23 protein-coding genes, 1 pseudogene and 1 other annotated feature (1 of these 25 running past the window's edge) are annotated in these 23702 nt (G+C 38.2%); of the genes and pseudogenes, 18 read left to right on the forward strand and 6 right to left on the reverse strand.

Features of this window, described 5'->3' with window-relative positions; translation table 11 throughout:
- Positions 1-90: 90 nt before the first annotated feature.
- Positions 91-588 (forward strand): cupin domain-containing protein, encoded by a 498-nt coding sequence (locus ACHZEU_RS14185; protein ID WP_054548948.1) that lies wholly within the window; start codon positions 91-93, stop codon positions 586-588.
- A 41-nt stretch (positions 589-629) separates the two neighbouring features.
- Here ACHZEU_RS14185 and ACHZEU_RS14190 read toward each other — a convergent pair whose 3' ends face one another.
- Together ACHZEU_RS14190 and rluF are read right to left on the reverse strand one after the other, a co-directional pair.
- A complete protein-coding gene (locus ACHZEU_RS14190; protein ID WP_054548949.1) occupies positions 630-1349 on the reverse strand; it encodes a DUF6904 family protein in 720 nt (239 codons plus the stop codon).
- 27 nt (positions 1350-1376) lie between these two features.
- Positions 1377-2078 carry a 23S rRNA pseudouridine(2604) synthase RluF gene (rluF, locus tag ACHZEU_RS14195; protein WP_048395521.1) on the reverse strand — a complete coding sequence of 234 codons (702 nt, stop codon included), beginning with the start codon at positions 2076-2078 and terminating at the stop codon, positions 1377-1379.
- Positions 2079-2319: 241 nt separating this feature from the next.
- Here rluF and adh point away from each other — a divergent pair, with 241 nt between their 5' ends.
- From adh to ACHZEU_RS14220, 5 genes are all read left to right on the forward strand, one after another.
- Positions 2320-3840 (forward strand): aldehyde dehydrogenase, encoded by a 1521-nt coding sequence (gene adh / locus ACHZEU_RS14200; RefSeq protein WP_004233561.1) that lies wholly within the window; start codon positions 2320-2322, stop codon positions 3838-3840.
- Positions 3841-3861: 21 nt separating this feature from the next.
- The gene (locus ACHZEU_RS14205; RefSeq protein ID WP_048395522.1) at positions 3862-4221 is read left to right on the forward strand and encodes a DUF779 domain-containing protein; all 360 of its coding nucleotides are present in this window, start codon (positions 3862-3864) and stop codon (positions 4219-4221) included.
- 437 nt (positions 4222-4658) lie between these two features.
- Positions 4659-5627: a DUF4003 family protein gene (locus ACHZEU_RS14210; RefSeq protein ID WP_279493464.1), complete on the forward strand. Its 969-nt coding sequence runs from the start codon at positions 4659-4661 to the stop codon at positions 5625-5627.
- Between the two features lie 43 nt (positions 5628-5670).
- Positions 5671-7098 carry an aldehyde dehydrogenase family protein gene (locus tag ACHZEU_RS14215; RefSeq protein ID WP_066038318.1) on the forward strand — a complete coding sequence of 476 codons (1428 nt, stop codon included), beginning with the start codon at positions 5671-5673 and terminating at the stop codon, positions 7096-7098.
- A gap of 69 nt (positions 7099-7167) precedes the next feature.
- Complete coding sequence (locus ACHZEU_RS14220; RefSeq protein WP_004233566.1) at positions 7168-7647, forward strand: acyl-CoA thioesterase; 480 nt, start codon at positions 7168-7170, stop codon at positions 7645-7647.
- Between the two features lie 37 nt (positions 7648-7684).
- Here the strand turns inward: ACHZEU_RS14220 and ACHZEU_RS14225 are convergent, their stop codons facing one another.
- Together ACHZEU_RS14225 and ACHZEU_RS14230 are read right to left on the reverse strand one after the other, a co-directional pair.
- Positions 7685-8467: a methyl-accepting chemotaxis protein gene (locus ACHZEU_RS14225; protein WP_231595752.1), complete on the reverse strand. Its 783-nt coding sequence runs from the start codon at positions 8465-8467 to the stop codon at positions 7685-7687.
- Between the two features lie 30 nt (positions 8468-8497).
- A pseudogene (locus ACHZEU_RS14230) lies at positions 8498-9010 on the reverse strand (protoglobin family protein); the annotation flags it as partial.
- A gap of 270 nt (positions 9011-9280) precedes the next feature.
- On the opposite strand from ACHZEU_RS14230, the gene ACHZEU_RS14235 reads away from it, so the two are divergent.
- Positions 9281-9490, forward strand: a complete 210-nt coding sequence (locus ACHZEU_RS14235; RefSeq protein WP_048395528.1) for a hypothetical protein — start codon at positions 9281-9283, stop codon at positions 9488-9490.
- Positions 9491-9534: 44 nt separating this feature from the next.
- Here the strand turns inward: ACHZEU_RS14235 and corA are convergent, their stop codons facing one another.
- Entirely contained in the window at positions 9535-10497 is a 963-nt protein-coding gene (gene corA / locus ACHZEU_RS14240; protein ID WP_048395530.1) for a magnesium/cobalt transporter CorA, read from the reverse strand.
- 33 nt (positions 10498-10530) lie between these two features.
- Positions 10531-11214: a class I SAM-dependent methyltransferase gene (locus ACHZEU_RS14245; protein WP_054548954.1), complete on the reverse strand. Its 684-nt coding sequence runs from the start codon at positions 11212-11214 to the stop codon at positions 10531-10533.
- A gap of 125 nt (positions 11215-11339) precedes the next feature.
- Here ACHZEU_RS14245 and ACHZEU_RS14250 point away from each other — a divergent pair, with 125 nt between their 5' ends.
- From ACHZEU_RS14250 to gltX, 11 genes are all read left to right on the forward strand, one after another.
- Positions 11340-11645 carry a DUF4870 domain-containing protein gene (locus ACHZEU_RS14250; RefSeq protein ID WP_048395538.1) on the forward strand — a complete coding sequence of 102 codons (306 nt, stop codon included), beginning with the start codon at positions 11340-11342 and terminating at the stop codon, positions 11643-11645.
- Between the two features lie 267 nt (positions 11646-11912).
- A complete protein-coding gene (locus tag ACHZEU_RS14255; protein WP_004233573.1) occupies positions 11913-12383 on the forward strand; it encodes a CtsR family transcriptional regulator in 471 nt (156 codons plus the stop codon).
- 13 nt (positions 12384-12396) lie between these two features.
- Positions 12397-12939 (forward strand): UvrB/UvrC motif-containing protein, encoded by a 543-nt coding sequence (locus ACHZEU_RS14260; RefSeq protein WP_004233574.1) that lies wholly within the window; start codon positions 12397-12399, stop codon positions 12937-12939.
- Positions 12936-14045 carry a protein arginine kinase gene (locus ACHZEU_RS14265; protein WP_048395539.1) on the forward strand — a complete coding sequence of 370 codons (1110 nt, stop codon included), beginning with the start codon at positions 12936-12938 and terminating at the stop codon, positions 14043-14045. Before ACHZEU_RS14260 ends, ACHZEU_RS14265 begins: the two co-directional genes overlap by 4 nt.
- On the forward strand, positions 14035-16479 hold the full coding sequence (locus ACHZEU_RS14270; RefSeq protein WP_048395540.1) for an ATP-dependent Clp protease ATP-binding subunit: 2445 nt from the start codon (positions 14035-14037) through the stop codon (positions 16477-16479). The genes ACHZEU_RS14265 and ACHZEU_RS14270 overlap by 11 nt, the downstream gene beginning before the upstream one ends.
- 91 nt (positions 16480-16570) lie before the next feature.
- Positions 16571-17947 carry a DNA repair protein RadA gene (gene radA / locus ACHZEU_RS14275; protein ID WP_004233577.1) on the forward strand — a complete coding sequence of 459 codons (1377 nt, stop codon included), beginning with the start codon at positions 16571-16573 and terminating at the stop codon, positions 17945-17947.
- A 282-nt stretch (positions 17948-18229) separates the two neighbouring features.
- Entirely contained in the window at positions 18230-19315 is a 1086-nt protein-coding gene (locus ACHZEU_RS14280; protein WP_004233578.1) for a PIN/TRAM domain-containing protein, read from the forward strand.
- Between the two features lie 11 nt (positions 19316-19326).
- Positions 19327-20022, forward strand: a complete 696-nt coding sequence (ispD, locus tag ACHZEU_RS14285; protein WP_048395541.1) for a 2-C-methyl-D-erythritol 4-phosphate cytidylyltransferase — start codon at positions 19327-19329, stop codon at positions 20020-20022.
- A 314-nt stretch (positions 20023-20336) separates the two neighbouring features.
- Positions 20337-21278 (forward strand): serine O-acetyltransferase EpsC, encoded by a 942-nt coding sequence (epsC, locus tag ACHZEU_RS14290; RefSeq protein WP_004233580.1) that lies wholly within the window; start codon positions 20337-20339, stop codon positions 21276-21278.
- 141 nt (positions 21279-21419) lie between these two features.
- On the forward strand, positions 21420-21896 hold the full coding sequence (gene ispF / locus ACHZEU_RS14295) for a 2-C-methyl-D-erythritol 2,4-cyclodiphosphate synthase (protein WP_004233581.1): 477 nt from the start codon (positions 21420-21422) through the stop codon (positions 21894-21896).
- An 89-nt stretch (positions 21897-21985) separates the two neighbouring features.
- Positions 21986-23446 carry a glutamate--tRNA ligase gene (gltX, locus tag ACHZEU_RS14300; protein WP_279493456.1) on the forward strand — a complete coding sequence of 487 codons (1461 nt, stop codon included), beginning with the start codon at positions 21986-21988 and terminating at the stop codon, positions 23444-23446.
- 50 nt (positions 23447-23496) lie between these two features.
- Positions 23497-23702, forward strand: a binding site (T-box leader); it runs 13 nt beyond the window's last position.

Genomic DNA, 23702 nt, shown 5'->3' on the forward strand with positions numbered 1-23702 from the left:
ATGTCCTTTTTGGCTTGTATGTTGAAAGAAAATCAGAGGTAGCATTTCCACTTTACTTTTTGGTAAGGTTGAAAAAAGGAGTGATGCTTTTTGAAGTATTCAGCACAATATTTTATTGAACATTTAAAGTTAGCCGAACATCCTGAAGGGGGCTATTACATTTCATCGTTTCGTGCATCAGACGATATAGCAGTGAGAGATGTACAGAGACCGATTTATACTAGTATATATTTCCTTCTGCGCTCACAGGATATTTCACATTTACATCGTCTACAATCGGACGAGCTATGGTATTATCACGCTGGAAGCCCACTAACAGTTCATATGATTTTCCCAGATGGGACATATGAAGCGAAGAAGCTTGGCTTGAATATAGAAGCGGGGGAAGTCCCTCAGCTTGCAGTACCAAAGCATACAATTTTCGGCTCGTCGGTGGAGGAATCTGAGACGTTTAGTTTAGTCGGATGTATGGTGGCGCCAGGCTTTGACTTTGAGGACTTTGAATTGTTCACACAGGAAGAGCTTTTAGTAGATTATCCTCAGCACAAGGAAGTTATTTATAAAATGGCCTACAAAACAATTGAATAGAAAAACAGCCGTCTCAATTATTTTGAGACGGCATGATTCGTTCACCACAGTATTTCTTCAGGATAATTAAGTTGAATTTGAATATCATGTAATGCTTGTTTCGTTGCCATAGCTGCTTCCATCAGGTGGGATTTTAATGCTACATATTCATGGTCCTCTACCATTAATCGCACAGCAAATGCAGCTAAATGTGCCTGACGTTCCTCTTTACTTAATTCAATATACTCTAGATTTAAAACATCAACGTATTGTGTTGCAAAACGGAAAGTTAAGGGGTTTTTAGCATGTAACATTCTTAAAAACACAACATAATCTTCGTCACTTACCTCCTGCTCTAAACATTCAGCAATAGCCGCTTGAAATTTACGTATAATAGCTATCTCATGATTCCATATAGAAGCATTGTTTAATTTTTGGTGCAGTTCAATAAAATCATTTAATGCGATTGCACTAAAGATAATTTCTGGCCAAAGAATTTCTGTTGAAAAATAGACATTCTTATTTGGAAAGATGAGTTCATGTTGTGTTAGAACACTCTTATTAAGTCCATTACTAACAAACTCTAGGTGATGCTCACCAAGCATAGCATGTCTTAGTTTATAGCAAACGCTTAAAATACGTAGTCGAGGACCCTGATAATCATAGTATTTATTTTCGTCACCAGTTACTTTATAAATAGCATTAATTAGTTCATCTAAATCCCAATAATCCGCGCTAATTCGTACCCCTGTTAGTTGTTCTGTGCTTTGAATGGATATCATAGTCCTCGTCCCTCCCTTTGGATGTATCTATTTTGGTGTGTAATTGAGTAGTTTGAATAGTTCTGTTCGTTCCTTCTCCGTTAAATCACGCCATTGCCCTACCTTTAAATTACCAAGCTTAATATTCATAATACGAATGCGTTGTAGACGCTTAACGGAATACCCTAGTGCTGAGCACATTCGACGAATTTGGCGGTTTAAGCCTTGCTCTAAAATGATTTTAAATACTTTATCTGAAATCTTTTCCACATGGCATGGTAAGGTTGTTGTATCTAAAATATCAACACCTGCACCCATTTTTTGGATGAATTGCGCAGTTATAGGCTTATCAACTTGAACAATGTATTCTTTTTCATGATGATTTTCAGCACGTAGAATTTTATTGACGATATCACCATCATTCGTTAATAATAATAGCCCCTCTGATTCCTTATCAAGACGCCCGATATGAAAAATACGTAGAGGATGATTGACAAAATCAACAACATTGCCTTTTATATGACGCTCTGTCGTACTTGTAATGCCGACAGGTTTATTTAGAGCAATGTAAACAAGCTGTTGTTCTTTCTTTACCTCTTTTCCATCCACGCAAACAATGTCTCCTGTTTCAACTTGACTACCAACCGTTGCCAGTTCTCCGTTAATTGTTACCTTTCCTTCTGCTATCCATTTATCAGCACCACGACGAGATATGATGCCTGTTTCACTTAAATATTTATTAATACGCATATTGTTCTCCTATATTTTATATTATTTTTAAGTATACCTTAACGTCGCACATACAGTGAATGCTAGAAGCTTTTCTAGCAAAAATAAATTAGTTGGAAAAGTTTTTGAAAAAGTTGAAATTATTTTATGTTTCTGACAATATATTAGGTGAGAGGGTTTCTATGAAAATATTGTTATTCCGATATAAAATAACGTTTTTTGTAGATAGTTCTCATTAAATTGTGTAAAGGGGAGAAGTAAAATGGTTTATGCATTTCCAAACACTGAAGGATCGGTAGTTCAATTCAAAGAGAAATATGATAATTATATCGGTGGCGAATGGACACCCCCAGTGAAGGGTCAATACTTTGATAACGTTACTCCTGTTACTGGACAAGTTTTTACACAAATAGCACGTTCCACAGCTGAGGATATTGAACATGCATTAGATGCGGCACATGCTGCTAAGGATGCATGGGGTAAAACATCACCAACAGAACGCGCAAACATTTTACTTAAAATTGCGGACCGTATCGAGCAAAATTTAGAAAAGCTAGCCGTTGCTGAAACATGGGATAACGGTAAAGCGGTACGCGAAACATTAAATGCAGACATCCCTCTTGCAATTGATCATTTTCGTTATTTTGCTGGGGTATTACGTGCTCAAGAGGGCTCAGTAAGCCAAATAGATAACGATACAGTTGCTTATCATTTCCACGAGCCAATTGGCGTAGTTGGCCAAATTATACCTTGGAACTTCCCGTTATTAATGGCTGTATGGAAGCTTGCGCCAGCACTTGCAGCTGGAAACTGTGTCGTATTAAAACCTGCAGAACAAACACCAGCATCTATTATGGTGCTTTTAGAATTAATAGAAGATTTACTACCACCAGGTGTCATTAATGTTGTAAATGGATTTGGCTTAGAAGCAGGGAAACCGCTTGCATCAAATCCACGCATTGGTAAGATTGCCTTTACAGGTGAGACAACAACAGGGCGTTTAATTATGCAATATGCTTCTCAAAATCTTATTCCAGTAACATTAGAACTGGGTGGTAAGTCGCCAAACATTTTCTTTGAAGATATTATGGATAAAGATGATGCCTTTTTAGATAAAGCTGTTGAAGGCTTTGTGCTATTCGCTCTAAATCAAGGGGAAGTATGTACTTGTCCTTCCCGTGCACTGATTCAGGAATCAATTTACGATAAATTTATGGAGCGCGTATTACAGCGAGTAGAAGCCATTAAAGTTGGCAACCCACTTGATCCAAACACAATGATGGGTGCACAGGCATCTAGTGAACAAATGGAAAAAATTCTTTCTTATTTAGATATTGGTAAGCAAGAAGGTGCAGAATGTCTAATTGGAGGAGACAAAAATAATGTAGGTGAAGGCTTCGAAAATGGCTACTACATTAAACCAACTGTTTTCAAAGGACATAATAAAATGCGTATATTCCAAGAAGAAATTTTTGGACCAGTAGTTGCTGTCACGACATTTAAAACGAAAGAGGAAGCATTGGAAATTGCGAATGATACATTATATGGTTTAGGATCAGGTGTTTGGACGAGAGATATAAATACGGCATATCGCTTCGGTCGTGAAATTCAAGCTGGTCGTGTTTGGACAAACTGTTACCACGCATATCCTGCACATGCTGCATTCGGTGGCTACAAAATGTCGGGTGTTGGTCGTGAAAATCATAAAATGATGTTAGCGCATTACCAACAAACGAAAAACTTATTAGTTAGCTATAGCGAAAACAAACTTGGTTTCTTCTAATTCGTAGGGAGGTGCATGAGCGTGGTTGAACGTGTACTAGCTACGGAAGAAGCGCTAGCACTAATCGATCTATTAAAAGAGAAACATGGGCCCGTTATGTTTCATCAATCAGGCGGATGCTGTGATGGCTCCTCACCAATGTGTTATCCAGAAGGGGATTTGCTAATAGGAGATCAGGATGTGTGCCTTGGTGTAGTAGGTGGTGCCCCTTTCTATATGCACAAAAATCAATATGATTACTGGAAGCATACACAAATCATATTGGATGTGGTGGACGGCAGAGGCGGCATGTTTTCACTCGAGGGCGTAGAAGGAAAACGTTTCCTAACAAGGTCAAGAGCCTTCAACTCTGAAGAACTGCAAGAGCTAGGGTTAATTTAACAAGTTATCTGTACAGCGGCAAAGTTTTTCTGCCGCTGTTTTTTTATCTGGAAGTAGAAAAGTTATTGTATGGAAAGGGAGGCTTTAGGACACATGACTCTTTTCTTATAGAAATGATGAATATTGATTTTGGGCGTTCAAGTGTTTTGATATTAATTTTTATGGAAAAGAGTATGTAAAGCGATATTATTGGATGAATTTTTTAGGAAAAGGAATAGATTTAATCGATCCTTTAAGGTCATGGTAAATAATAGTTTCTTTGTGGTTTTTGCTAACATCGGCCATACCTCCTTTATAGGTTGTTAATATTTTCTATTAAATCAAATAAAGTAAGTAACATACATTAAATTATGTTTACTTTTTATGTTAATTGTTACAAAGAGGGTGAATCTTTCTCACATTATGTTACGTAAAACGGGTAAAGGAGTGTGATAAATATGGATTATGTGATGATTGAAAATGAATTTGCCAATACAGTAGAGGAGGTATCAAAGGCTGCAGGCTGGACGGTGGACCGTAAAATTGTGTTAGCTATTGCTAGTACATTTGTAGCCTCAGGAAAAACTTTTGATGCAACGAAGTATAAAAATGTTTTACAAGAGATGAAGAAGCAATCTTCATGGCTGTCTCCTTTACGGACAACCGTTGGATATAGTATTGCTGCCAACCTCATGGAGCAAGATGATGCAGAAAAGGCAGTGAAGAATTTAATTACAAATGTGAGCATCTTAAAGGAAGCGAAATTCAGAAGCGGCAATTTTAGCTATATTGGAGCACAATTCTTGACGGAGGATGAACAGGATAAAAAGACGCATGCACAGGTGGCAAGAGCCTTATTTGATGCTATACGTAAACATCATCCATTTTTAACCTCATATGAGGACATTCCTTATGCCATATTATTAAGCAGTCCATCTGATGATGTTGAATTGCGCGCGGATACCATGAATCGATACTATAAAGAACTAAGAACATATAATTTTAATGCTGGCAATGAGCTCCAATGGCTTTCACAGGTATTAACATTTTTATCACCCAAATTTGATGGTCAGCTAGTACCCGATGTTGTAACCCTTCGTGATGGGCTCAAAAAGCAAAACGTTAAAGTCAAGGCTATGCATTATCCTTTACTTGGCTTTTTAGCCATACTTAATCTGGATAAAGCACAACTTCAAGGGTTGATTGATTTATACCATGAATTAAAAGACATGAAGTTATTAAAGTGGCATCGTGAATTTGTGCTCTTTATGGCTGTACAATTTGCTATTTATGATATGGCAAAGGTACAAAAGTCTTTGTCCATGACCATTATGTCTTCTATTGAGCTATTAATCCAAGCACAGCAAGCAGCAATGATTGCAGCGGTTAGTGCAGCTGCCATTGCGTCTAGTTCAAGTTCTTCGTGATAGAATAAAGAAGAACATGATTATTTGGAGGTGCATTTGAAGGATGAAGGATACAAAACTTTGGATTAATGGTCAGTGGCATGATGCAGAGGAAAGCTATGAGCTAGCTTCTCCATATAGCGGTGAGGTTATTGCTCATGTAGCTAAAGCATCTATTCAAGATGTAGAGAAAGCTATCGAAGGTGCGCAGCAGGCATTCCAATCGTTTAAAAAGACAACAGCCTACGAACGTGCCGAAATATTATATAAAGTCGTTGATATAATGCGACAAAGAAAAGAAGAACTTGCAGAGATTTTAGCCTTAGAGGCTGGAAAACCTATTGTTGCAGGTTTAGCTGAAATTGACCGTACAATCGCAACCTATCAATTTGCAGCTGAAGGAGCTAAACAGGCAAAAGGTGAGACGGTTCCAATGGATGCAGCCCCTGGAGCAGGAGATCGAATAGGCTGGACAAAAAGAGAACCTTTAGGTGTAATATCAGCCATTACGCCATTTAATTTTCCGTTCAATTTAGTGGCACACAAGTTAGGCCCAGCGTTTGCAGTGGGCAATACAGTTGTATTAAAGCCAGCAACACAAACGCCACTAAGTGCTATCGTTATGGCAGAAATTTTCCGAGATGCAGGATTACCCGATGGGGCATTACAAATTGTGACAGGAAGTGGGGGTGAGCTTAGTGATACGCTTGTCACACATCCATATGTCAAAAAAGTAACCTTTACAGGTAGTGGTAAGGTTGGTTTGAAGATTAAAGAAAAAGTAGGCTTACGTAAAGTAACTTTAGAGCTGGGTTCTAATGCTGCAGTAATTGTCGAACCATCTACGCCAATAAATAAAATTATCAGTCGTTGTGTAAGCGGTGCTTTTAACTTTGCTGGACAAGTATGCATTTCGTTACAACGTATATATGTGCATTCCTCTATTATTGATGAATTTACTAAAGCATTTGTTGCAGAAACAGAAAAGCTTATAGTAGGAGATCCATTAGAGAAGACAACAGATGTTAGTGCCATGATAAATCCAAATGAAGTGGAACGTATTAGGGAATGGATTGAGGAGGCACAAGAACAGGGGGCTATGATTGCAACTGGAGGCGTATTTACTGAACGTACTTTAACGCCAACAGTTATGACGAATGTGTCAGCTGATATGAAAATTGTTTGTCAGGAAACATTCGCACCAATCGTCTCAATTGTTTCATATGAAACATTAGACGACGCAATTCGACTTGTAAATGAGTCGGACCTTGGCCTAAATGCAGGTATTTACACGAATATATTGTCAGATGCTTTATATGCAGCAGATGAATTACAGGCTGGTGCTGTCATTATTAATGATATTCCGACATTCCGAGTAGATAACATGCCATATGGTGGAGTAAAGATGAGTGGTTATGGACGTGAAGGAATTAAGTGGGCTATAGAAGAAATGACTGATATGAAATTTATTTCGATGAAAAAATCGTTCTAAATTTGCATCAGCTCTTTTTCTGCGATACGATGACGAAAGAACAACATGAGAAGGGAAGTTGCAAGAATTATGCCAAACAACGCTGTACCCATGAGCCAATCACGTACGGTTCAATCGCGTCTCGTATTACCCCCAGACACAAATAATCACAATTCTATTTTCGGTGGAAGAGTGTTAGCTTATATTGATGAAATTGCTGCTATTACAGCAATGAAACATGCGAAAGGCCTTGTAGTGACAGCTTCTATTGACTCGGTTGATTTTTTATCCGCTGCACATGTAGGAGATATTCTTGAAATCGAGAGTATTGTTTCGTCTACAGGACGTTCTTCAATGGAGGTTTATGTTCGCGTTGTTTCTCGCAATATTGAGACTGGCGAGGAAAAATTAACGACAGAATCATTTGTCACAATGGTTGCAGTAAATGAGGAAGGGAAACCCGTACCAGTTCCCTCAATCTATCCTGAAACAGATGAAGAGAAGCGTTTATTTGAAACTGGGCCAGCAAGACGAGAGCACCGTAAACAAAAACGTGCATTGCCGCATTAAGGAAAAAGGGAACTCCAAATGAGTTCCCTTTTTTATTTTACATATTTAGTTCATTGACAACATTAATGAGCGAGTCGGAAGAAGAAGAGACTAGTGTAGCACCTTGCGATAATTCAGTGATTAAATTAGATATAGCTGAAATATCTCTAGATGTATTTACGTATTGCTGCTGAATGCCAGAAACTGCATCAGCAATATCATTAAATGACTTGGATAAACTTTCTTGTGTATTGACACTATGTTGAATTTTTTGATCAACATTAGTAACTGAATTAGCCATAGTCGTAATATTACTTTCTGTTTCCTTAATAAGGTGAGAAACATTTTGGACGGCATTTTTTGTTTCCTCCGCAAGTTTACGAACTTCCTCAGCCACTACTGCAAAACCTTTCCCATGTTCTCCAGCTCGTGCAGCCTCAATAGAAGCATTTAATGCTAATAAATTGGTTTGATCAGCAATGCCTGTAACTAGCCCAACGATTTCAGAAATTTTTTGAGAAGAGGTACGTAGTTGGTTCATCGTTACCTCAAGACCATTGACACTTTGCAAAATAACTTGGATTAAATCATTTTGTTCTTTCAATTGCTGTTGGCCTCGTCTTGATTTTTCTTGTGTATCTGCTACGAAGTTCAATCCTTGCTTGGTTGCTACAGCAATATCATCTGTTTGTGAGGAAATCACTAATAATGATGCGGCTGTTTCTTCACTAATGGCATTAAGCTCTTCTGCAGTACTTTGGATCGTCGTTACAAGGGAATTTTTTGTTGCATCTGCTGCTGAGCGAATACGTTCTTCCTCTTTTTCATATGCCTCAATCACGAGTTGTTGCTCAAAATTAATGATTTTACAAAAAGCGTTTATAGCACGAATAGCATCTGTTTTAGAAATATCCACCTCGTTCACAAAGTTTGCAAAAGTAGTAGTGAGTGACTGGAATGAGGCAATATACCACTTTGACTGCAAGCCAATTCGAACGTGAGCCTCAGCAATGGCTTTTCGTTCAGCAATGTAGGCATCATTAATATGACTTTCAAAAATGTCACTTAAATGTTTATGTAACGTGATTTTCAAACGATCAATATGAGATGTTCTATTAATAATATCAAGTAAATCTTGGCTCAAACTAATGGCTGCATAAAATTTCTCCACCATTTCAGGAATTAGGTCTTTAGCTAAAGGCTGTAGCTGCTTAATGATAGCTAAATCCTCAAGTGTTAAATTTAAAAGTTGTAATTGTTTTTGAAGATTGGGGTGGTTCAATACATCTAACTGTACACCGCTCTTAAAATTTTCAGGTGTTAATGTAATTGCGTAGCTAGAACTACTATTTTTTGAAAACCAACTCATTATTATTTGCTCCATTCTTAATATCCATAATAAATTGTAAGTAAATAAGCACTTTTGAAATTTGTTAGGTTTGTATATTTAATAAATAAATGGGATTAAATTTATTTTACTATTATTTGCTGAATATTTGGTTAAAAAATTGGATATTTCTTTATTTTTTTACTTTATTGTTAGTCCAAATGGTGAAGCGATGTAAATTTGAATTTAAAATAGGAAACCTGTAAAATACGAACTGTTTAGCAATCTAAAAATCGTACGAAAATAAAAAATGGAAGGAGGGGTGGTATGGAGAAAAAACGTTTTAAATTTGTTATTCCTGTCATGGTGATTGTTGCCATTGGTTCTGTTTATATGCTACGAAACTACCATGCTGAGGTACCAGATGTTGAGCAATTATTAATTACCATATGTGCAGCTTTGGGATCAGGGGTATTAGCCTACTTTTTATTTCCACAGCAGGGTGATAATAAGATTGATGACAGAGGACCGTATTAATAGATTAAAAAAACTGCTCGTTTTCATTAAAACGAGCAGTCTTTTTATGGTTTAAACAGTTTAAACCAGCCTTTATGTTTAAAGACAGCCAACATAAAGATAACGATAATTATCATAATCCCAAGTACAATAAAATAGCTGTATTGCCCATGTAGCTCAGGCATGTTATCGAAATTCATCCCATACACACCAGCAATGAAGGTAAGTGGTATAAAGATAGTTGATACAATTGTTAAAGTCATCATAATGCCATTCATTCGGCTAGAACTCATAGCCATATAACTATCCCGCATGTCTGCTGTAAGCTCTCGATTAGATTCAACCATCTCTGTTAGCTTAAGTAGATGGTCGTAGATATCTCCAAAATAAGCTCTCTCCGACTTTTTTAGTGAGAAACGGTAAGAATTGAGAATGCGATATAAAAGATCACGCATTGGTAAAATAGTACGTCTTAAGTCAAGCAAGTCACTACGGAACTCGAAGACAATTTTCATGGCATTTACATTACTTTGGTATGTAAGTTCACCTTCTAAAGCATTTAGATGATCTTCAATTTTGTAAACGAGTGGAAAATAACTGTCAACAATTTTATCGATAGTTTGATACGTTAGGTATACAGTACCTCGCTCCCAATTCTTCGGTTGGTTTTCCAGCATCTTTTGCACCTTCTCTATCTCAGGGACAGGATTTTTATGGAAGGTTATAATGAATTTATTGGAGGCAAAAATATTAACCTCCTCCGCAGCTAACGTCTCTTCGTTTACCCGATGAATGACAAAGAAATGAAAATCATCATAAAAATCGAGCTTAGGACGCTGCAACCTCATTAAGCAATCTTCAATAGCGAGAGGGTGAAAGTGGAAAAATGTATCCAACAATGATTCCTCCTCGGCTGTAGGACAATTAAAATCAACCCAATACCATTCAAATTCTTGCTGATGTATCTCTTCTAATGGAAAATCCTTTAACAATTGTTGTTGCTTTGTAATGCCAATGGTGCTTATCACGGTTTTCACCTCAAATTATTTACTACAAAATAGTTAGCGCTCCTCTTTAAAGCATACCCAACCACCGAACAAAGTAGTGGCAAAAAATCTAGAAGGTTTAGTAAAACCCGCACTTTGTAAAAGTATTAAAATTTCTTCTTCACTCATAAAAGAAAGGGAACGAATGGATTTTTCCATCTCTGCTACATCGGATAAAGAAAGTCTAGTATGCTGTAGCCAATAAGAACGCCATAAATCAAATTGTAGTTCTGTTTCTAAAGAGCCTAGCTGACCATATTTTGAAACAAGGACAAATGGTGCTCCAGGTTTCAAATGTCTTGCTATTTCTGTTATTGTTTCGAGCTTTTCTTTATAATCATGAATAAAATGCAAGACGAGAACACAACTTGCCGCATCATACTGAGTAGAGGGCAGCGAAGCATCAAGTATTGTAGCCTGATGGAATGACATATCATTAGGAAGAGTGAGTAAACGCTCTTTAGCTATAGTAAGCATGGATTCTGATGGATCAATGCCAGTGAATGACCAGTGAGGTCTTCCTTCTGCAAGCTGTATAATTTCATTGCCACTTCCTGCTCCCACGACTAGCATGTTAGCATTTTCTGATAGCCTAGAATGATAAAAAGTTTGTATTAAACGTAGCATGGCATCATAACTAGGCAATGTACGGCGAATACCCTTTTCATATTCATTTGCTAATGTGTTGTTAAATTCCAACGCTCCTCACAGCCTTTCAAAAAAATTTTAAAAAATCTTTCTTAATGTGAAACTATTACGGGTATAGTTCCGTAAATAGTAGTACATAAAACATAGAATAAAGTTCAAAGAAAGGGTTGATATATATGGAGACTAAATGGTCTAAAGTAATCATACACGCAAGTGCATTTTTTGCGCCATGGTTAGTGCCCATTATTTTCTTTTTAATTAGTTCGGATGAGGAAGTAAAGGCAATTTCTATTCAAGCACTGCTATTCCAAATTGTCATGGGTGTTTTAATTGCTATCTCTGTTGGTTTAAGCTTTGTCCTTATTGGCTTACCATTTTTAATCATTTTCGGCATTATGGTATTTGTGGTACCGATCATCGGTATCGTAAAAGCATTGTCTGATGAACCTTGGCGTTATCCAATTGTTGGTCGCTGGGTATAATTTTCATAGACGCAAGTATATGCTAGTTGCATATGCTTGCGTTTTTTCTATGACGAATAAGGGTACATTAGGTGTATAAGGAAATTATTAAACCGTAAACAAATGATCGAAAAAGGGCTCTTTTCGGCTCTTAAAAAGCCTTTTTCAAGACTTTCCACTTTTCTATGGGCGAAATCATTGCAATTTTTTTCAAGCGTTTTGTATAATATACTCAAAGAAAGTCAAAGATAGTCAAAGTCAGTGAAGCAAGCGAGGTGTATTCCTAAAATGCGTAATATATCAGACATCATAGAGGGTTACTTAAAGCAAGTACTTGAATTAGGTGGAGAAGGGCATATTGAAATTAAACGTAGTGAAATCGCTGATAAATTTCAATGTGTACCATCACAAATAAATTATGTTATTAATACAAGATTTACTGCCGAGCGGGGTTACCTTGTTGAGAGCAAACGTGGTGGTGGTGGATACATTCGAATTTTACGTGTCCGCGCGAATTCACAGATTGATTTAATCGACGATGTTCTCAGGCAAATTGAAGGTGGGGCATCACAAACAATGGCAGAAGATTTGGTTTATCGACTCATTGATGAGCAGGTAATTTCCAAGCGAGAAGCGAAATTAATGTTAGCAGCAATTGATCGCTCCACGATCGACTTGCATCTCCCATTAAGAGATGTCATTCGATCAAAAATATTGCGAGCAATGCTGACAACAATAAAATATGAACAACAAAAATAGTGAGGTGATGGAAATGATATGCGAACATTGTAAACAACGTAATGCGACAGTTACAGTAACACAAGTTCAAAGTGGGCAAAAAGTAGAGCATCATTATTGTGACGTCTGCGCCTCACAATTCCATCCATTTCATGCAGAGTTTAAACAAGAGCCAGTATCTATTCAACAGTTATTGTCTAACTGGTTTGGCTCTCCTACATGGCAAAAGGTGGGGGAAAAACAACAGGTACAACCACAACAGCAAACATGCCCACAATGTGGATTTTCGTATAAGCAGTTTTTAAAAGAAGGAAAATTCGGGTGCCCAAGCTGTTATGACACATTTGGAGATCATTTGCCAAAGCTTTTTAATCGTATTCAGGCAGGTCCACAACACATTGGAAAAATGCCTGGTGCTCGCAGTAATGTGTATGTTATTAAAAAGCAAATAGAAGATATCCGCAAGCGTATGAAATCCGCCGTAGATGAGGAACAGTTTGAAGAAGCGGCGAAGCTACGTGATGAAGTTAAAGAGCTAGAGAAGCATCTACAATTTGAAGGTGGTGATGTGACATGATGATTGAATCATTTTTAGAGCGTGCGACACCAACTTGGATGCATATCAAAGATGATTACTCAGATATCGTCATTAGTACACGGATCCGCCTTGCACGAAATTTAGATGGCTATCGTTTTCCATTAGCGTTTTCAGAAAATGAGGCACTGCAAGTGGAACAGGCCGTTACACATGCTGTCAGCGATAGCCCAACTCTTCAAAATGATTATGCTTATTTTGCTATAAAGGATTTAACCCCTTTACAGCGTCAAATTCTTGTAGAAAAGCATTTGATTAGCCCGCAACTGGCTAAAAAAGAGCAAGTGGGCTCTATACTACTCTCTGAAGACGAATCCGTTAGCATTATGGTGAATGAAGAGGATCATTTACGCATTCAATGTATGACAGCAAGTTTTCAACTTCAAAGTGCTTATGAACAAGCAAATAAGATTGATCGTATCCTAGAGAAAGTATTACCGTATGCTTTTCGAGATACTTTTGGTTATTTAACAAGCTGTCCAACGAATATTGGTACGGGTCTACGAGCATCCGTCATGATGCATTTACCCGCTCTTACATTAACTGGGCAAATGAATCAAATTATAAATGCCATGACACGCTTAGGAATGACTGTAAGAGGTATATATGGTGAAGGAAGCGAAAATTTAGGGAATGTTTATCAAGTGTCTAACCAAATTACACTTGGGAAGACAGAGGAAGATATTTTAGCAGATATACAAAGTGTCGCTGAAAAGATTATTCAAAAAGAGCGGCATGCAAGAGGTAAATTAATGGAAAAGGCAGAGCTTGCGCTAGAAGATCGCGTATATCGAGCTTTAGGTACCCTTACACATGCAAGAATTTTAACAAGTGAGGAAGCTGCTACTTGCCTATCTAATGTTCGTTTAGGAGTAGATTTACAATTGATTGATGGTATACAAACAACGACCTTAAATGAATGTGTTGTTAGTATGCAACCAGGTTTTTTACAGCACTATGCAGGTGAGGCATTACCACCTGCTGAGCGGGATCGTGTACGAGCGGAGATGCTTCGTGAGACATTATCTCAAGAACATGCGAATAAGCCTATAAATGGGGAAAAAGGAGAGGATTTATATGATGTTTAATCGTTTTACACAACGCGCGCAAAAAGTATTACAGCTTGCTCAGGAAGAGGCTATTCGTTGGAAGCACGAATCTATCGGTACAGAGCATATTCTATTAGGGCTTATACGTGAAGGCGGCGGTATTGCTGCGAAAGCGTTAGAAGCCATTGATATTAGTCCTCAAATGATTGAAGCTGGCATTGAAGAATTAGTTGGTAAGGGCAAAGAAGATGTCGGTCCAATTGTTCATTATACACCAAGAGCTAAAAAAGTAATTGAATTATCTGTTGATGAGTCACGTAAACTAGGTCACTCCTATATCGGTACAGAGCATCTATTATTGGCGCTTATACGTGAAGGTGAGGGCGTGGCAGCTCGCGTTTTAAACAATGCGGGAGTCGGTTTAAATAAAGCTCGCCAGCAAGTATTATTGCTATTAGGTAATAATGATAATGCACAATCTGGTCAACAAGCAGCCCAAGCTGCCAATACACCAACATTAGATAGTCTAGCACGTGATTTAACACAAATTGCACGTGAAGGTACTTTAGACCCTGTTATTGGCCGAAGCAAGGAAATTACACGAGTTATTGAAGTTTTATCGCGTCGTACGAAAAATAACCCTGTATTGATTGGTGAGCCAGGTGTTGGTAAAACAGCGATTGCTGAAGGATTGGCACAGCAAATTATTAATAACGAAGTGCCAGAAATCCTTCGTGACAAACGTGTAATGACACTAGATATGGGGACAGTTGTTGCAGGTACAAAATATCGTGGAGAATTTGAAGATCGTTTGAAAAAAGTGATGGATGAAATTCGCCAAGCAGGCAACATCATTTTATTTATTGACGAATTGCATACATTAATTGGTGCGGGTGGTGCTGAAGGTGCGATTGATGCATCAAATATCTTAAAACCATCTTTAGCACGTGGGGAGCTTCAATGTATTGGTGCCACAACACTTGATGAGTACCGCAAGTACATTGAAAAGGATGCGGCCTTAGAGCGTCGTTTCCAACCAATCCAAGTGGATGAGCCGACAGTGGAAGAGGCTATTCTAATTATTCAAGGCTTACGTGATCGTTATGAAGCACATCACCGTGTGAAAATTACAGATGAAGCCATTGAAGCAGCGGCAAAAATGAGTGATAGATATATTTCTGATCGATTCTTACCAGATAAAGCGATTGACTTAATCGATGAAGCAGGTTCTAAAGTACGCTTACGCTCATTCGCAGTACCACCAAACTTAAAGGCGCTTGAGGATAAGCTTGAAAATGTTCGTTCTGAAAAAAATGCAGCCGTATCAGGTCAAGAATTTGAAAAGGCAGCAGCGCTAAGAGATACAGAGCAAAAGCTGAAGGATGAAATTGAAGCTACTCGAAAAAATTGGAAAGAAGAGCAAGGTAAAGCCGAATCTAAAGTGACTGTGGATGATGTAGCAGCAGTTGTATCAATGTGGACAGGAATCCCAGTAGCTAAAATTGCTTCTGAAGAATCTTCGAAGTTATTACAGCTTGAAGAAGAGTTACACAAACGTGTAGTAGGGCAAGGAGAAGCAGTAGAAGCGATTTCTCGTGCAATACGTCGTGCAAGAGCAGGCTTAAAAGATCCAAAACGACCAATTGGCTCATTTATCTTCTTAGGACCTACAGGCGTTGGTAAAACAGAGCTTGCAAGAGCACTTGCTGAGGTAATGTTTGGCGATGAGGATGCGATGATTCGTGTTGACATGTCCGAGTACATGGAGAAACATTCGACTTCTCGTTTAGTAGGTTCACCTCCGGGCTATGTAGGCTTCGATGATGGTGGCCAACTGACAGAGAAAGTTCGCCGTAAGCCATATTCAGTCGTTTTATTAGATGAAATTGAAAAGGCACACCCTGATGTATTCAATATTCTATTGCAAGTGCTTGAAGATGGTCGTTTAACAGACTCTAAGGGACGTGTAGTAGACTTCCGCAATACAGTGGTCATTATGACTTCAAACGTTGGTGCGGATGCATTAAAATACCAAAAGAACCTTGGTTTCAATGTAGGTGGTGCAGAGTCTAAGCATAAAGACATGAAGGGTACGATGTTAGAAGAATTGAAAAAAGCATTCCGTCCAGAATTCTTAAACCGTATCGATGAAATGATTGTCTTCCACGCATTAGAAAAAGAGCACTTAAAAGAAATCATTGCGATGATGGGCAATGCTTTAACAAAACGCTTGCAAGAGCAAGACATTTCGTTAGAGCTGACTGATGCAGCACTTGAAAAAATTGCTGAAGAAGGCTATGACCCTCAATATGGTGCTCGTCCTCTACGTCGTGCATTACAAAAACAAGTAGAGGATCGATTATCAGAAGAATTACTAAAGGGTAATGTAGAAAAAGGTAATCAGGTTGTCATTGATTACGTAAACGATGAGTTTGTTGTAAAGAAAAAAGAGGGAGTTTCCATCTCTAAATAATTTCAAGAAAAGACAGTAAGGCTTTAAGTGCCAAGCTGTCTTTTTTTCTGTACAATTAAGGATAAGAACAAATATTCGAGGTGAAAGCAATTTGGCAAAGAAAAAAACGAAATTTGTATGTTCAGGCTGTGGCTATGAATCTGCTAAATGGATGGGAAGATGCCCTGGGTGTGGTGAATGGAATAAAATGGTGGAAGAAGTAGAAATGGTTGCAAAAGGCCCACGTGGAGCATTTCAACATTCTGCTACAGTTACTCAAAAGGCAATCCCGATTATCCAAGTGGAAGCTACTGAAGAATCGCGCGTAGCAACAGAAATGGGCGAACTCAATCGTGTATTAGGCGGTGGCATTGTACCTGGTTCTCTAGTATTAATTGGGGGTGATCCTGGAATAGGGAAATCAACATTACTATTACAGGTTTCCGCATTACTCTCGAATAAAGGGCATCGCGTACTTTATATTTCTGGAGAGGAATCTATTCGTCAAACGAAATTACGAGCAGAGCGTTTAGGAGTGATTTCTCAAGAGCTTTACATATACTCTGAAACAAACCTAGAGTTTTTAAACCAAACCATTGATGAAGTACAACCTAAATTTGTCATCGTCGATTCCATACAAACGGTTTTTCATCCAGAAGTAACAAGCGCCCCAGGTAGTGTCTCACAGGTTCGTGAATGTACAGCTGAGCTGATGCGAATCGCTAAAACAAAAGGTATTGCTATTTTTCTAGTAGGGCATGTCACAAAAGAGGGACAAATTGCAGGGCCACGTATTTTAGAGCATATGGTGGATACTGTACTGTACTTTGAAGGGGAGAGACATCATAATCATCGTATTTTACGAAGCCAAAAAAACCGCTTCGGATCTACAAATGAAATTGCTATATTTGAAATGCTTCAAGGTGGGTTAAAGGAAGTTCTAAACCCTTCTGAGTTATTTTTACAGGAGCGTTCACAAGGTGCGGCGGGGTCAACTATTGTAGCCTCAATGGAGGGGACAAGGCCAATCCTTGTTGAAATTCAATCCTTAGTTACGCCTACGAGCTTTAACTATCCTAAACGTATGGCCACAGGTGTAGATCAAAACCGAGTACAATTGCTAATGGCTGTACTAGAAAAGCGTATGGGTCTCATGCTACAAGCTCAGGATGCATATATTAAAGTTGCTGGTGGTGTCAAGCTGGATGAGCCAGCAATAGATTTAGCGGTGTTGACAAGCATTGTATCTAGTTTTAAGGATCAGGCAGTGCGTGCAACGGATTGCTTTATTGGTGAGGTCGGACTGACAGGTGAGGTCCGTCGGGTATCACGTATAGAACAGCGAGTCATTGAAGCGGCGAAGCTTGGATTTAAAAGAGCTTTCATTCCTTCTTCGAATATTGGTGGTTGGGAATTTCCGCAGGGAATTGAAATTGTTGGTGTAGAAACGATAAAAGATGCACTAAATGCATGCTTTAGAGAGTTATAAAGGAGGTTGTGCATGTTGGATATTATTCTGACATGCATTTTCCTTCATTTTTGATGCTAATATCGGAAACTCAAATAAAAGAATAATCGTCCTAAATAATAGCTGATGAATGAATAAAGGATTTTCATCTAGTACGAACAAAATAGAAGTTTGTAAAATTTTGTCTAACTATCTTATCCTTGTTTCACACATCAAAAATAATGAGATTTTGACTGAGCTCATGAAAGATTTTCTACCGTAAACTATGTATAATCTTAACTAACAATTAGGAGGTGACAGCTTGTGAAAAAATTTGTTCAAATTGCGTTTTTACTGATTGGAGGAGCATTGGGCCTTGTTTTCTTACCGCCATTATACGAATTGCTTCATTTATCATCTAATCCTTGGCTAGATAATCCTTATGTATCAGTAGCTCTAGGCGCACTTTTACTGTTTACACTATCTTTTGCATTTTCCGATTACTTTGTAAGGCTCATTAGCTGGATGGAAGAAGTTCTGTTTAAGGTTCCTATCGGAGATTTATTATTTGGTACGTTTGGTTTAATAATTGGGTTGATTGTCGCTTACTTTTTAGGCTTTGCCATTGATAGTGTACCATTCCCTGTTATTTCGGAAGTACTTCCAATTATCCTGTCATTTGTATTAGGGTATTTAGGATTCCGTCTAGGTTTTAGAAAAAGAGATGAGCTCATACAGCTTTTTACATTACGTAGTACCAATACGAAGAAAAAAGCTGCTGAAGGTGCTGAAGCTCAAGAGGTTCGTGGAAGCTACAAACTGCTAGATACAAGTGTAATTATTGATGGTCGTATTGCTGATATTTCTGAAACAGGCTTCATTGAGGGTATATTAGTTGTACCTCAATTTGTGCTCACAGAGCTTCAGCATATAGCTGATTCATCTGATACCTTAAAGCGCACAAGAGGTCGGCGTGGTTTAGATATTTTAAAAAAATTACAAGATGAGCGTAAGACAAAAGTTGAAATTACGGACGAGGATTTTGAAGATGTACAAGAGGTAGATTTAAAGCTTGTCCGTCTTGCAAAAAAAATGGGCAATGATACATGCATCGTTACCAATGATTTTAACCTGAATAAAGTCTGTGAGCTCCATCATGTAAAAGTGTTAAATATCAATGATTTAGCGAATGCAGTGAAACCTGTAGTTATACCAGGTGAAGATATGCAGGTTGTGGTTATAAAGGATGGCAAAGAGCATAACCAAGGAGTTGCCTATTTAGATGATGGTACGATGATTGTGGTTGAAGGTGGTCGTAGTTACATCGGACAGGCAATTACAGTTACAGTTACTAGTGTGCTGCAAACATCAGCAGGTCGTATGATATTTGCTAAGCCGAAGGACGATTAGGATGTGGGGAAATGCAATATGAAGTGGTTCTACCTGCTGCCGGAAGTGGGAAGCGTATGGGTGCAGGGCAAAATAAATTATTTTTAAAGCTTTTAGAGAAACCTATTCTGGTACACACGCTAGAAGTGTTTCAACAAGATCCCGCTTGCACAGGTATTTGGCTCGCTGTAAAACCAGAAGAGCGTGGATTTATTCAAAAAATGCTAGAGGACTATAGGATTACCAAAGTGAAGGGTTTACCTGATGGGGGTGCTGAGCGACAGCATTCGGTTCATTCTTGCATGAAAGAGATGCAACAGGTAGATATTGTGCTTGTCCATGACGCAGCACGCCCGTTTATTACGCATGATATCATTGCAAAGCTTGTACAGAACGCGCATCATCATGGTGCAGCAATTGCAGGGGTTCGTGCGAAAGATACGATGAAAAAAGTATCAATGAATGGCATTATAGAGGAAACGGTTGATCGAGAAAGCCTTTGGATGGTGCAAACTCCACAAGCATTCCGTTTTGAATTAATTATGGAAGCGGAGGACGTAGCTGAAAAAGTAGGTTTTCTTGGGACAGATGAGGCAATGCTAATGGAGCGTCTCGGACATCAGGTACACATCGTAGAAAGTAGTTATGAAAATGTAAAAATGACAACACAAGAAGACTTAGTATTTGGTGAGGCAATCTTGCGTAAGCGTGGATCATTCAATCATTAGGAAATATTATTTATAGAGGCTATTCATTCGTAGTTTGTTAAGGATGGATAGTCTTTTTTATTTGTTTTGTTTGGGAAAAATTATATGGTCAGAATGCCTTATTGCTTCGTAATCTGTTCATCCATATATGTATGATAATAATGACATAACTGCTAGTCGAATTAGAAACGAAGGCGTAGAAGAGAATAAAAAGTTGGAATGCTCCAATAAAGTGGATTTTATCCATGTGTGATCGTTTTACGTGTAAAATGAAATAGTGGATATATGATTAATAAGGTAATAGAATAGATGAAAAGATGTGAGGGGTGTTTATTGTGTCATTAAATGATTGGTTAAATCAAAAGGTTCCAGAAATTACAGGTTCATTAACTAGTATAAATAAACAGTACATCGACGTTGACAACTCAATAGGCTTTGATGGACGAGATCGGGTTATAAAAATAATAGATAATTTCCATGAGGTGCTGTTTCCTGGCATTTATATGACAAGACCTATTGATGAAACAAGGGTGAACGTAGTTTGCAGTAATAAGCTGCGTGAAACAGCATTAGATTTGCGGGATATTATCGAAAAAGTATTATTTTATAATATGGAGGATAGTGATCCTGCCAATTGCGAGAAGTATTGCCGTGAACAAGCAGACAAAATTGTTATGAATTTGATTAATCGATTTCCTGCCATTCGCCAAGTGCTACAAACAGATATTCAAGCGGCATATAATGGTGACCCAGCAGCTCTTTCCACAGAGGAAATTTTGCTAAGCTATCCATCTATTGTGGCTGTTTATATTCACCGCATCGCACATGAGTTATACGAAATGGGTGTACAAATTGTGCCTCGAATTATGTCAGAATATGCGCACCGATTAACGGGTATCGATATTCATCCAGGGGCTACAATAGGAGAATCATTCTTTATTGACCACGGAACAGGTGTAGTTATCGGTGAAACTTGTACTATCGGTAAGAATGTAAAAATTTATCAAGGTGTAACATTAGGTGCACTAAGCTTCCCATTAGATGAAAATGGTAATCCAATTAAGGGCATTAAGCGTCATCCGAATATTGCCGACAATGTTGTCATTTATGCTGGTGCTACTATCTTAGGGGGCGAGACGACGATTGGGCACGATTCCGTTTTAGGAAGTAATATTTGGCTAACACACTCTGTTCCCCCTTATTCACGTGTTTATAATTCACAGCCATCTCCGAATATTAGCAACAGTCAAATGAAAAATATAGAGTATCATATTTAAAGAATGTGGGGCAGTCTAGAGAGTGTAGCTTTCTAAACTGCCCATTACTGCTATAGGAGGATAATTATTAAAGCGCTTTTCAAACAACCTAGGGCAAATTTTGATATGATAATGATAAATATTAATTAAAGGAAGATGAATATGTTTCGAATTGGACAAGGTTTTGACGTACATGCATTTGAAGAAGGTCGTCCATTAATTATTGGTGGCATTACCATTCCGCATGAAAAAGGACTAGTAGGACATTCAGATGCGGATGTTCTCTTACACACTGTCACAGATGCGGCTCTAGGAGCAATTGGAGAAGGGGATATTGGCCGTCATTTTCCAGATACAGACCCTGCATTTAAGGACGCGGACTCAGCAAAATTATTAGAGTACATTTGGAAGATTGTTGAGGATAAGGGTTATTCTCTAGGTAATGTCGATTGTACCATTATGGCACAGCGTCCTAAAATGGCACCCTATATTGGACAGATGCAACAACGTATCGCCGAATTATTACATGCAGAGCCTTCACAGGTAAATGTTAAAGCAACTACAACTGAACGATTAGGTTTTACAGGTCGCGAGGAAGGTATTGCGGCAATGGCAACAATTCTATTGATCAAGAAATAAATGTGGATGAACCCCGCTTTTATTTCCTGTAACAGAGTGGTAAAATGAACAAAGTCAATTTTTGATCGAAAATTTAGGAGGCTTTTAATATGACGAAAGAAGTTCGCGTTCGTTACGCGCCATCTCCAACAGGTTATTTACATATCGGTGGAGCGCGTACAGCATTATTCAATTATTTATATGCAAAACATCATAACGGTAAATTCATTGTACGTATTGAAGATACGGATATTGAACGTAATGTAGAGGGCGGAGAAGCATCTCAGCTAGATAACCTAAAATGGTTAGGTATTGAATATGATGAGTCCATTGATATTGGTGGACCTTATGCGCCTTATCGTCAAATGGAACGTCTTGATATTTATAAAGAGCACGCTGAAAAACTATTAGAGCAAGGTGTAGCCTACAAGTGTTTCTGTTCTTCTGAAAAGCTTGAAGCATCTCGTGAAGAACAAAAAGCAAGAGGTGTAGCTGCTCCTACTTATGATGGTACATGTCGCCACTTATCAGCAGATGAAATCGCTGCTAAAGAAGCGGCAGGTGAGCCATACACAATCCGTATGCGTGTACCTGAAAGTGTAACATACGAATTTGAAGATTTAGTTCGTGGACAAGTTACCTTTGAGTCTAAAGATATTGGTGATTGGGTGCTTGTAAAAGCAAATGGTATTCCAACATATAACTATGCGGTTGTTTTAGATGATCACTTTATGGAAATCTCTCACGTTTTCCGCGGTGAGGAGCATTTATCGAATACACCAAAGCAAATGATGATTTTTGATGCATTTGGTTGGGAATATCCACGCTTTGGACATATGACATTAATTATTAACGAAAACCGTAAAAAACTATCTAAGCGTGATGAATCGATTATTCAATTTGTTACGCAATATAAAGATTTAGGTTATCTTCCTGAAGCGATGTTTAACTTCTTTGCGCTACTCGGTTGGTCTCCAGAGGGAGAAGAAGAGATTTTCTCAAAAGAAGAATTTATCAAAATGTTTGATGAAAAACGTCTTTCAAAATCACCATCTATGTTCGATAAACAAAAGCTAACATGGATGAATAATCAATATATTAAAAAGTTGTCTTTGGAAGAAGTGGTAGCATTATCTTTACCACATCTACAAAAAGCAGGCTTATTACCTGAAGAACTTACTGCAGAGCAACATGCTTGGGCGACGGATTTAATCGCACTTTATCATGACCAAATGAGCTTTGGTGCAGAAATTGTCGAATTATCTAGCCTATTCTTTAACGACCATATTGAATATGATGAAGAAGCAAAAGAGGTTTTAGCAGGAGAGCAAGTACCTGAAGTAATGGCGGCATTTAAAGCACAATTGGAAGAGCTAGAAGAGTTTACACCAGATGCGGTAAAAGCTGCGATTAAAGCTGTACAAAAGACAACTGGTCATAAAGGTAAAAATCTGTTCATGCCAATCCGTGTTGTGACAACAGGTGAAACACATGGACCAGAGTTGCCGAACGCCATTTGTTTAATTGGTAAAGAGAAAGCAATTGACCGTGTAGAAAAATTTGCACAATAAAGATAAATTTATTGACAATTCATTCTTTCGTTGTAAAATGTATTTACATTGAAAAAGCGTTGATAAGGAGAAGTAAGTGGCGCATGCTCTTAAGAGAGGACCATCATCGGCTGAAAGTGGTCTGAGCCTAGGCAAAACTGAAATGCACCTTTGAGCATAAAGCTGAACGAGAGTAGGCTTTATCGAGTCATCCCCGTTAATGGATGTCCAAAGTGGAAGGCTTTTTGTCTTCAATCAGAGTGGAACCACGCAAATC

Source organism: Lysinibacillus sp. S1 (genome assembly GCF_044986265.1).
Classification (GTDB): domain Bacteria; phylum Bacillota; class Bacilli; order Bacillales_A; family Planococcaceae; genus Lysinibacillus; species Lysinibacillus capsici.

Bases quoted from the DNA above. Each gene is read 5' to 3' on its own strand.
- ACHZEU_RS14215 (WP_066038318.1), top strand. From the start codon at position 5,671: ATGAAGGATACAAAACTTTGGATTAATGGTCAGTGGCATGATGCAGAG.
- ACHZEU_RS14255 (WP_004233573.1), top strand. From the start codon at position 11,913: ATGCGTAATATATCAGACATCATAGAGGGTTACTTAAAGCAAGTACTT.
- ACHZEU_RS14220 (WP_004233566.1), top strand. From the start codon at position 7,168: ATGCCAAACAACGCTGTACCCATGAGCCAATCACGTACGGTTCAATCG.
- ispD (WP_048395541.1), top strand. From the start codon at position 19,327: ATGCAATATGAAGTGGTTCTACCTGCTGCCGGAAGTGGGAAGCGTATG.
- ACHZEU_RS14250 (WP_048395538.1), top strand. From the start codon at position 11,340: ATGGAGACTAAATGGTCTAAAGTAATCATACACGCAAGTGCATTTTTT.
- gltX (WP_279493456.1), top strand. From the start codon at position 21,986: ATGACGAAAGAAGTTCGCGTTCGTTACGCGCCATCTCCAACAGGTTAT.
- ACHZEU_RS14210 (WP_279493464.1), top strand. From the start codon at position 4,659: ATGGATTATGTGATGATTGAAAATGAATTTGCCAATACAGTAGAGGAG.
- ACHZEU_RS14270 (WP_048395540.1), top strand. From the start codon at position 14,035: ATGATGTTTAATCGTTTTACACAACGCGCGCAAAAAGTATTACAGCTT.
- ACHZEU_RS14190 (WP_054548949.1), bottom strand. From the start codon at position 1,349: ATGATATCCATTCAAAGCACAGAACAACTAACAGGGGTACGAATTAGC.
- adh (WP_004233561.1), top strand. From the start codon at position 2,320: ATGGTTTATGCATTTCCAAACACTGAAGGATCGGTAGTTCAATTCAAA.
- ACHZEU_RS14260 (WP_004233574.1), top strand. From the start codon at position 12,397: ATGATATGCGAACATTGTAAACAACGTAATGCGACAGTTACAGTAACA.
- ACHZEU_RS14235 (WP_048395528.1), top strand. From the start codon at position 9,281: ATGGAGAAAAAACGTTTTAAATTTGTTATTCCTGTCATGGTGATTGTT.
- rluF (WP_048395521.1), bottom strand. From the start codon at position 2,078: ATGCGTATTAATAAATATTTAAGTGAAACAGGCATCATATCTCGTCGT.
- ispF (WP_004233581.1), top strand. From the start codon at position 21,420: ATGTTTCGAATTGGACAAGGTTTTGACGTACATGCATTTGAAGAAGGT.
- ACHZEU_RS14265 (WP_048395539.1), top strand. From the start codon at position 12,936: ATGATGATTGAATCATTTTTAGAGCGTGCGACACCAACTTGGATGCAT.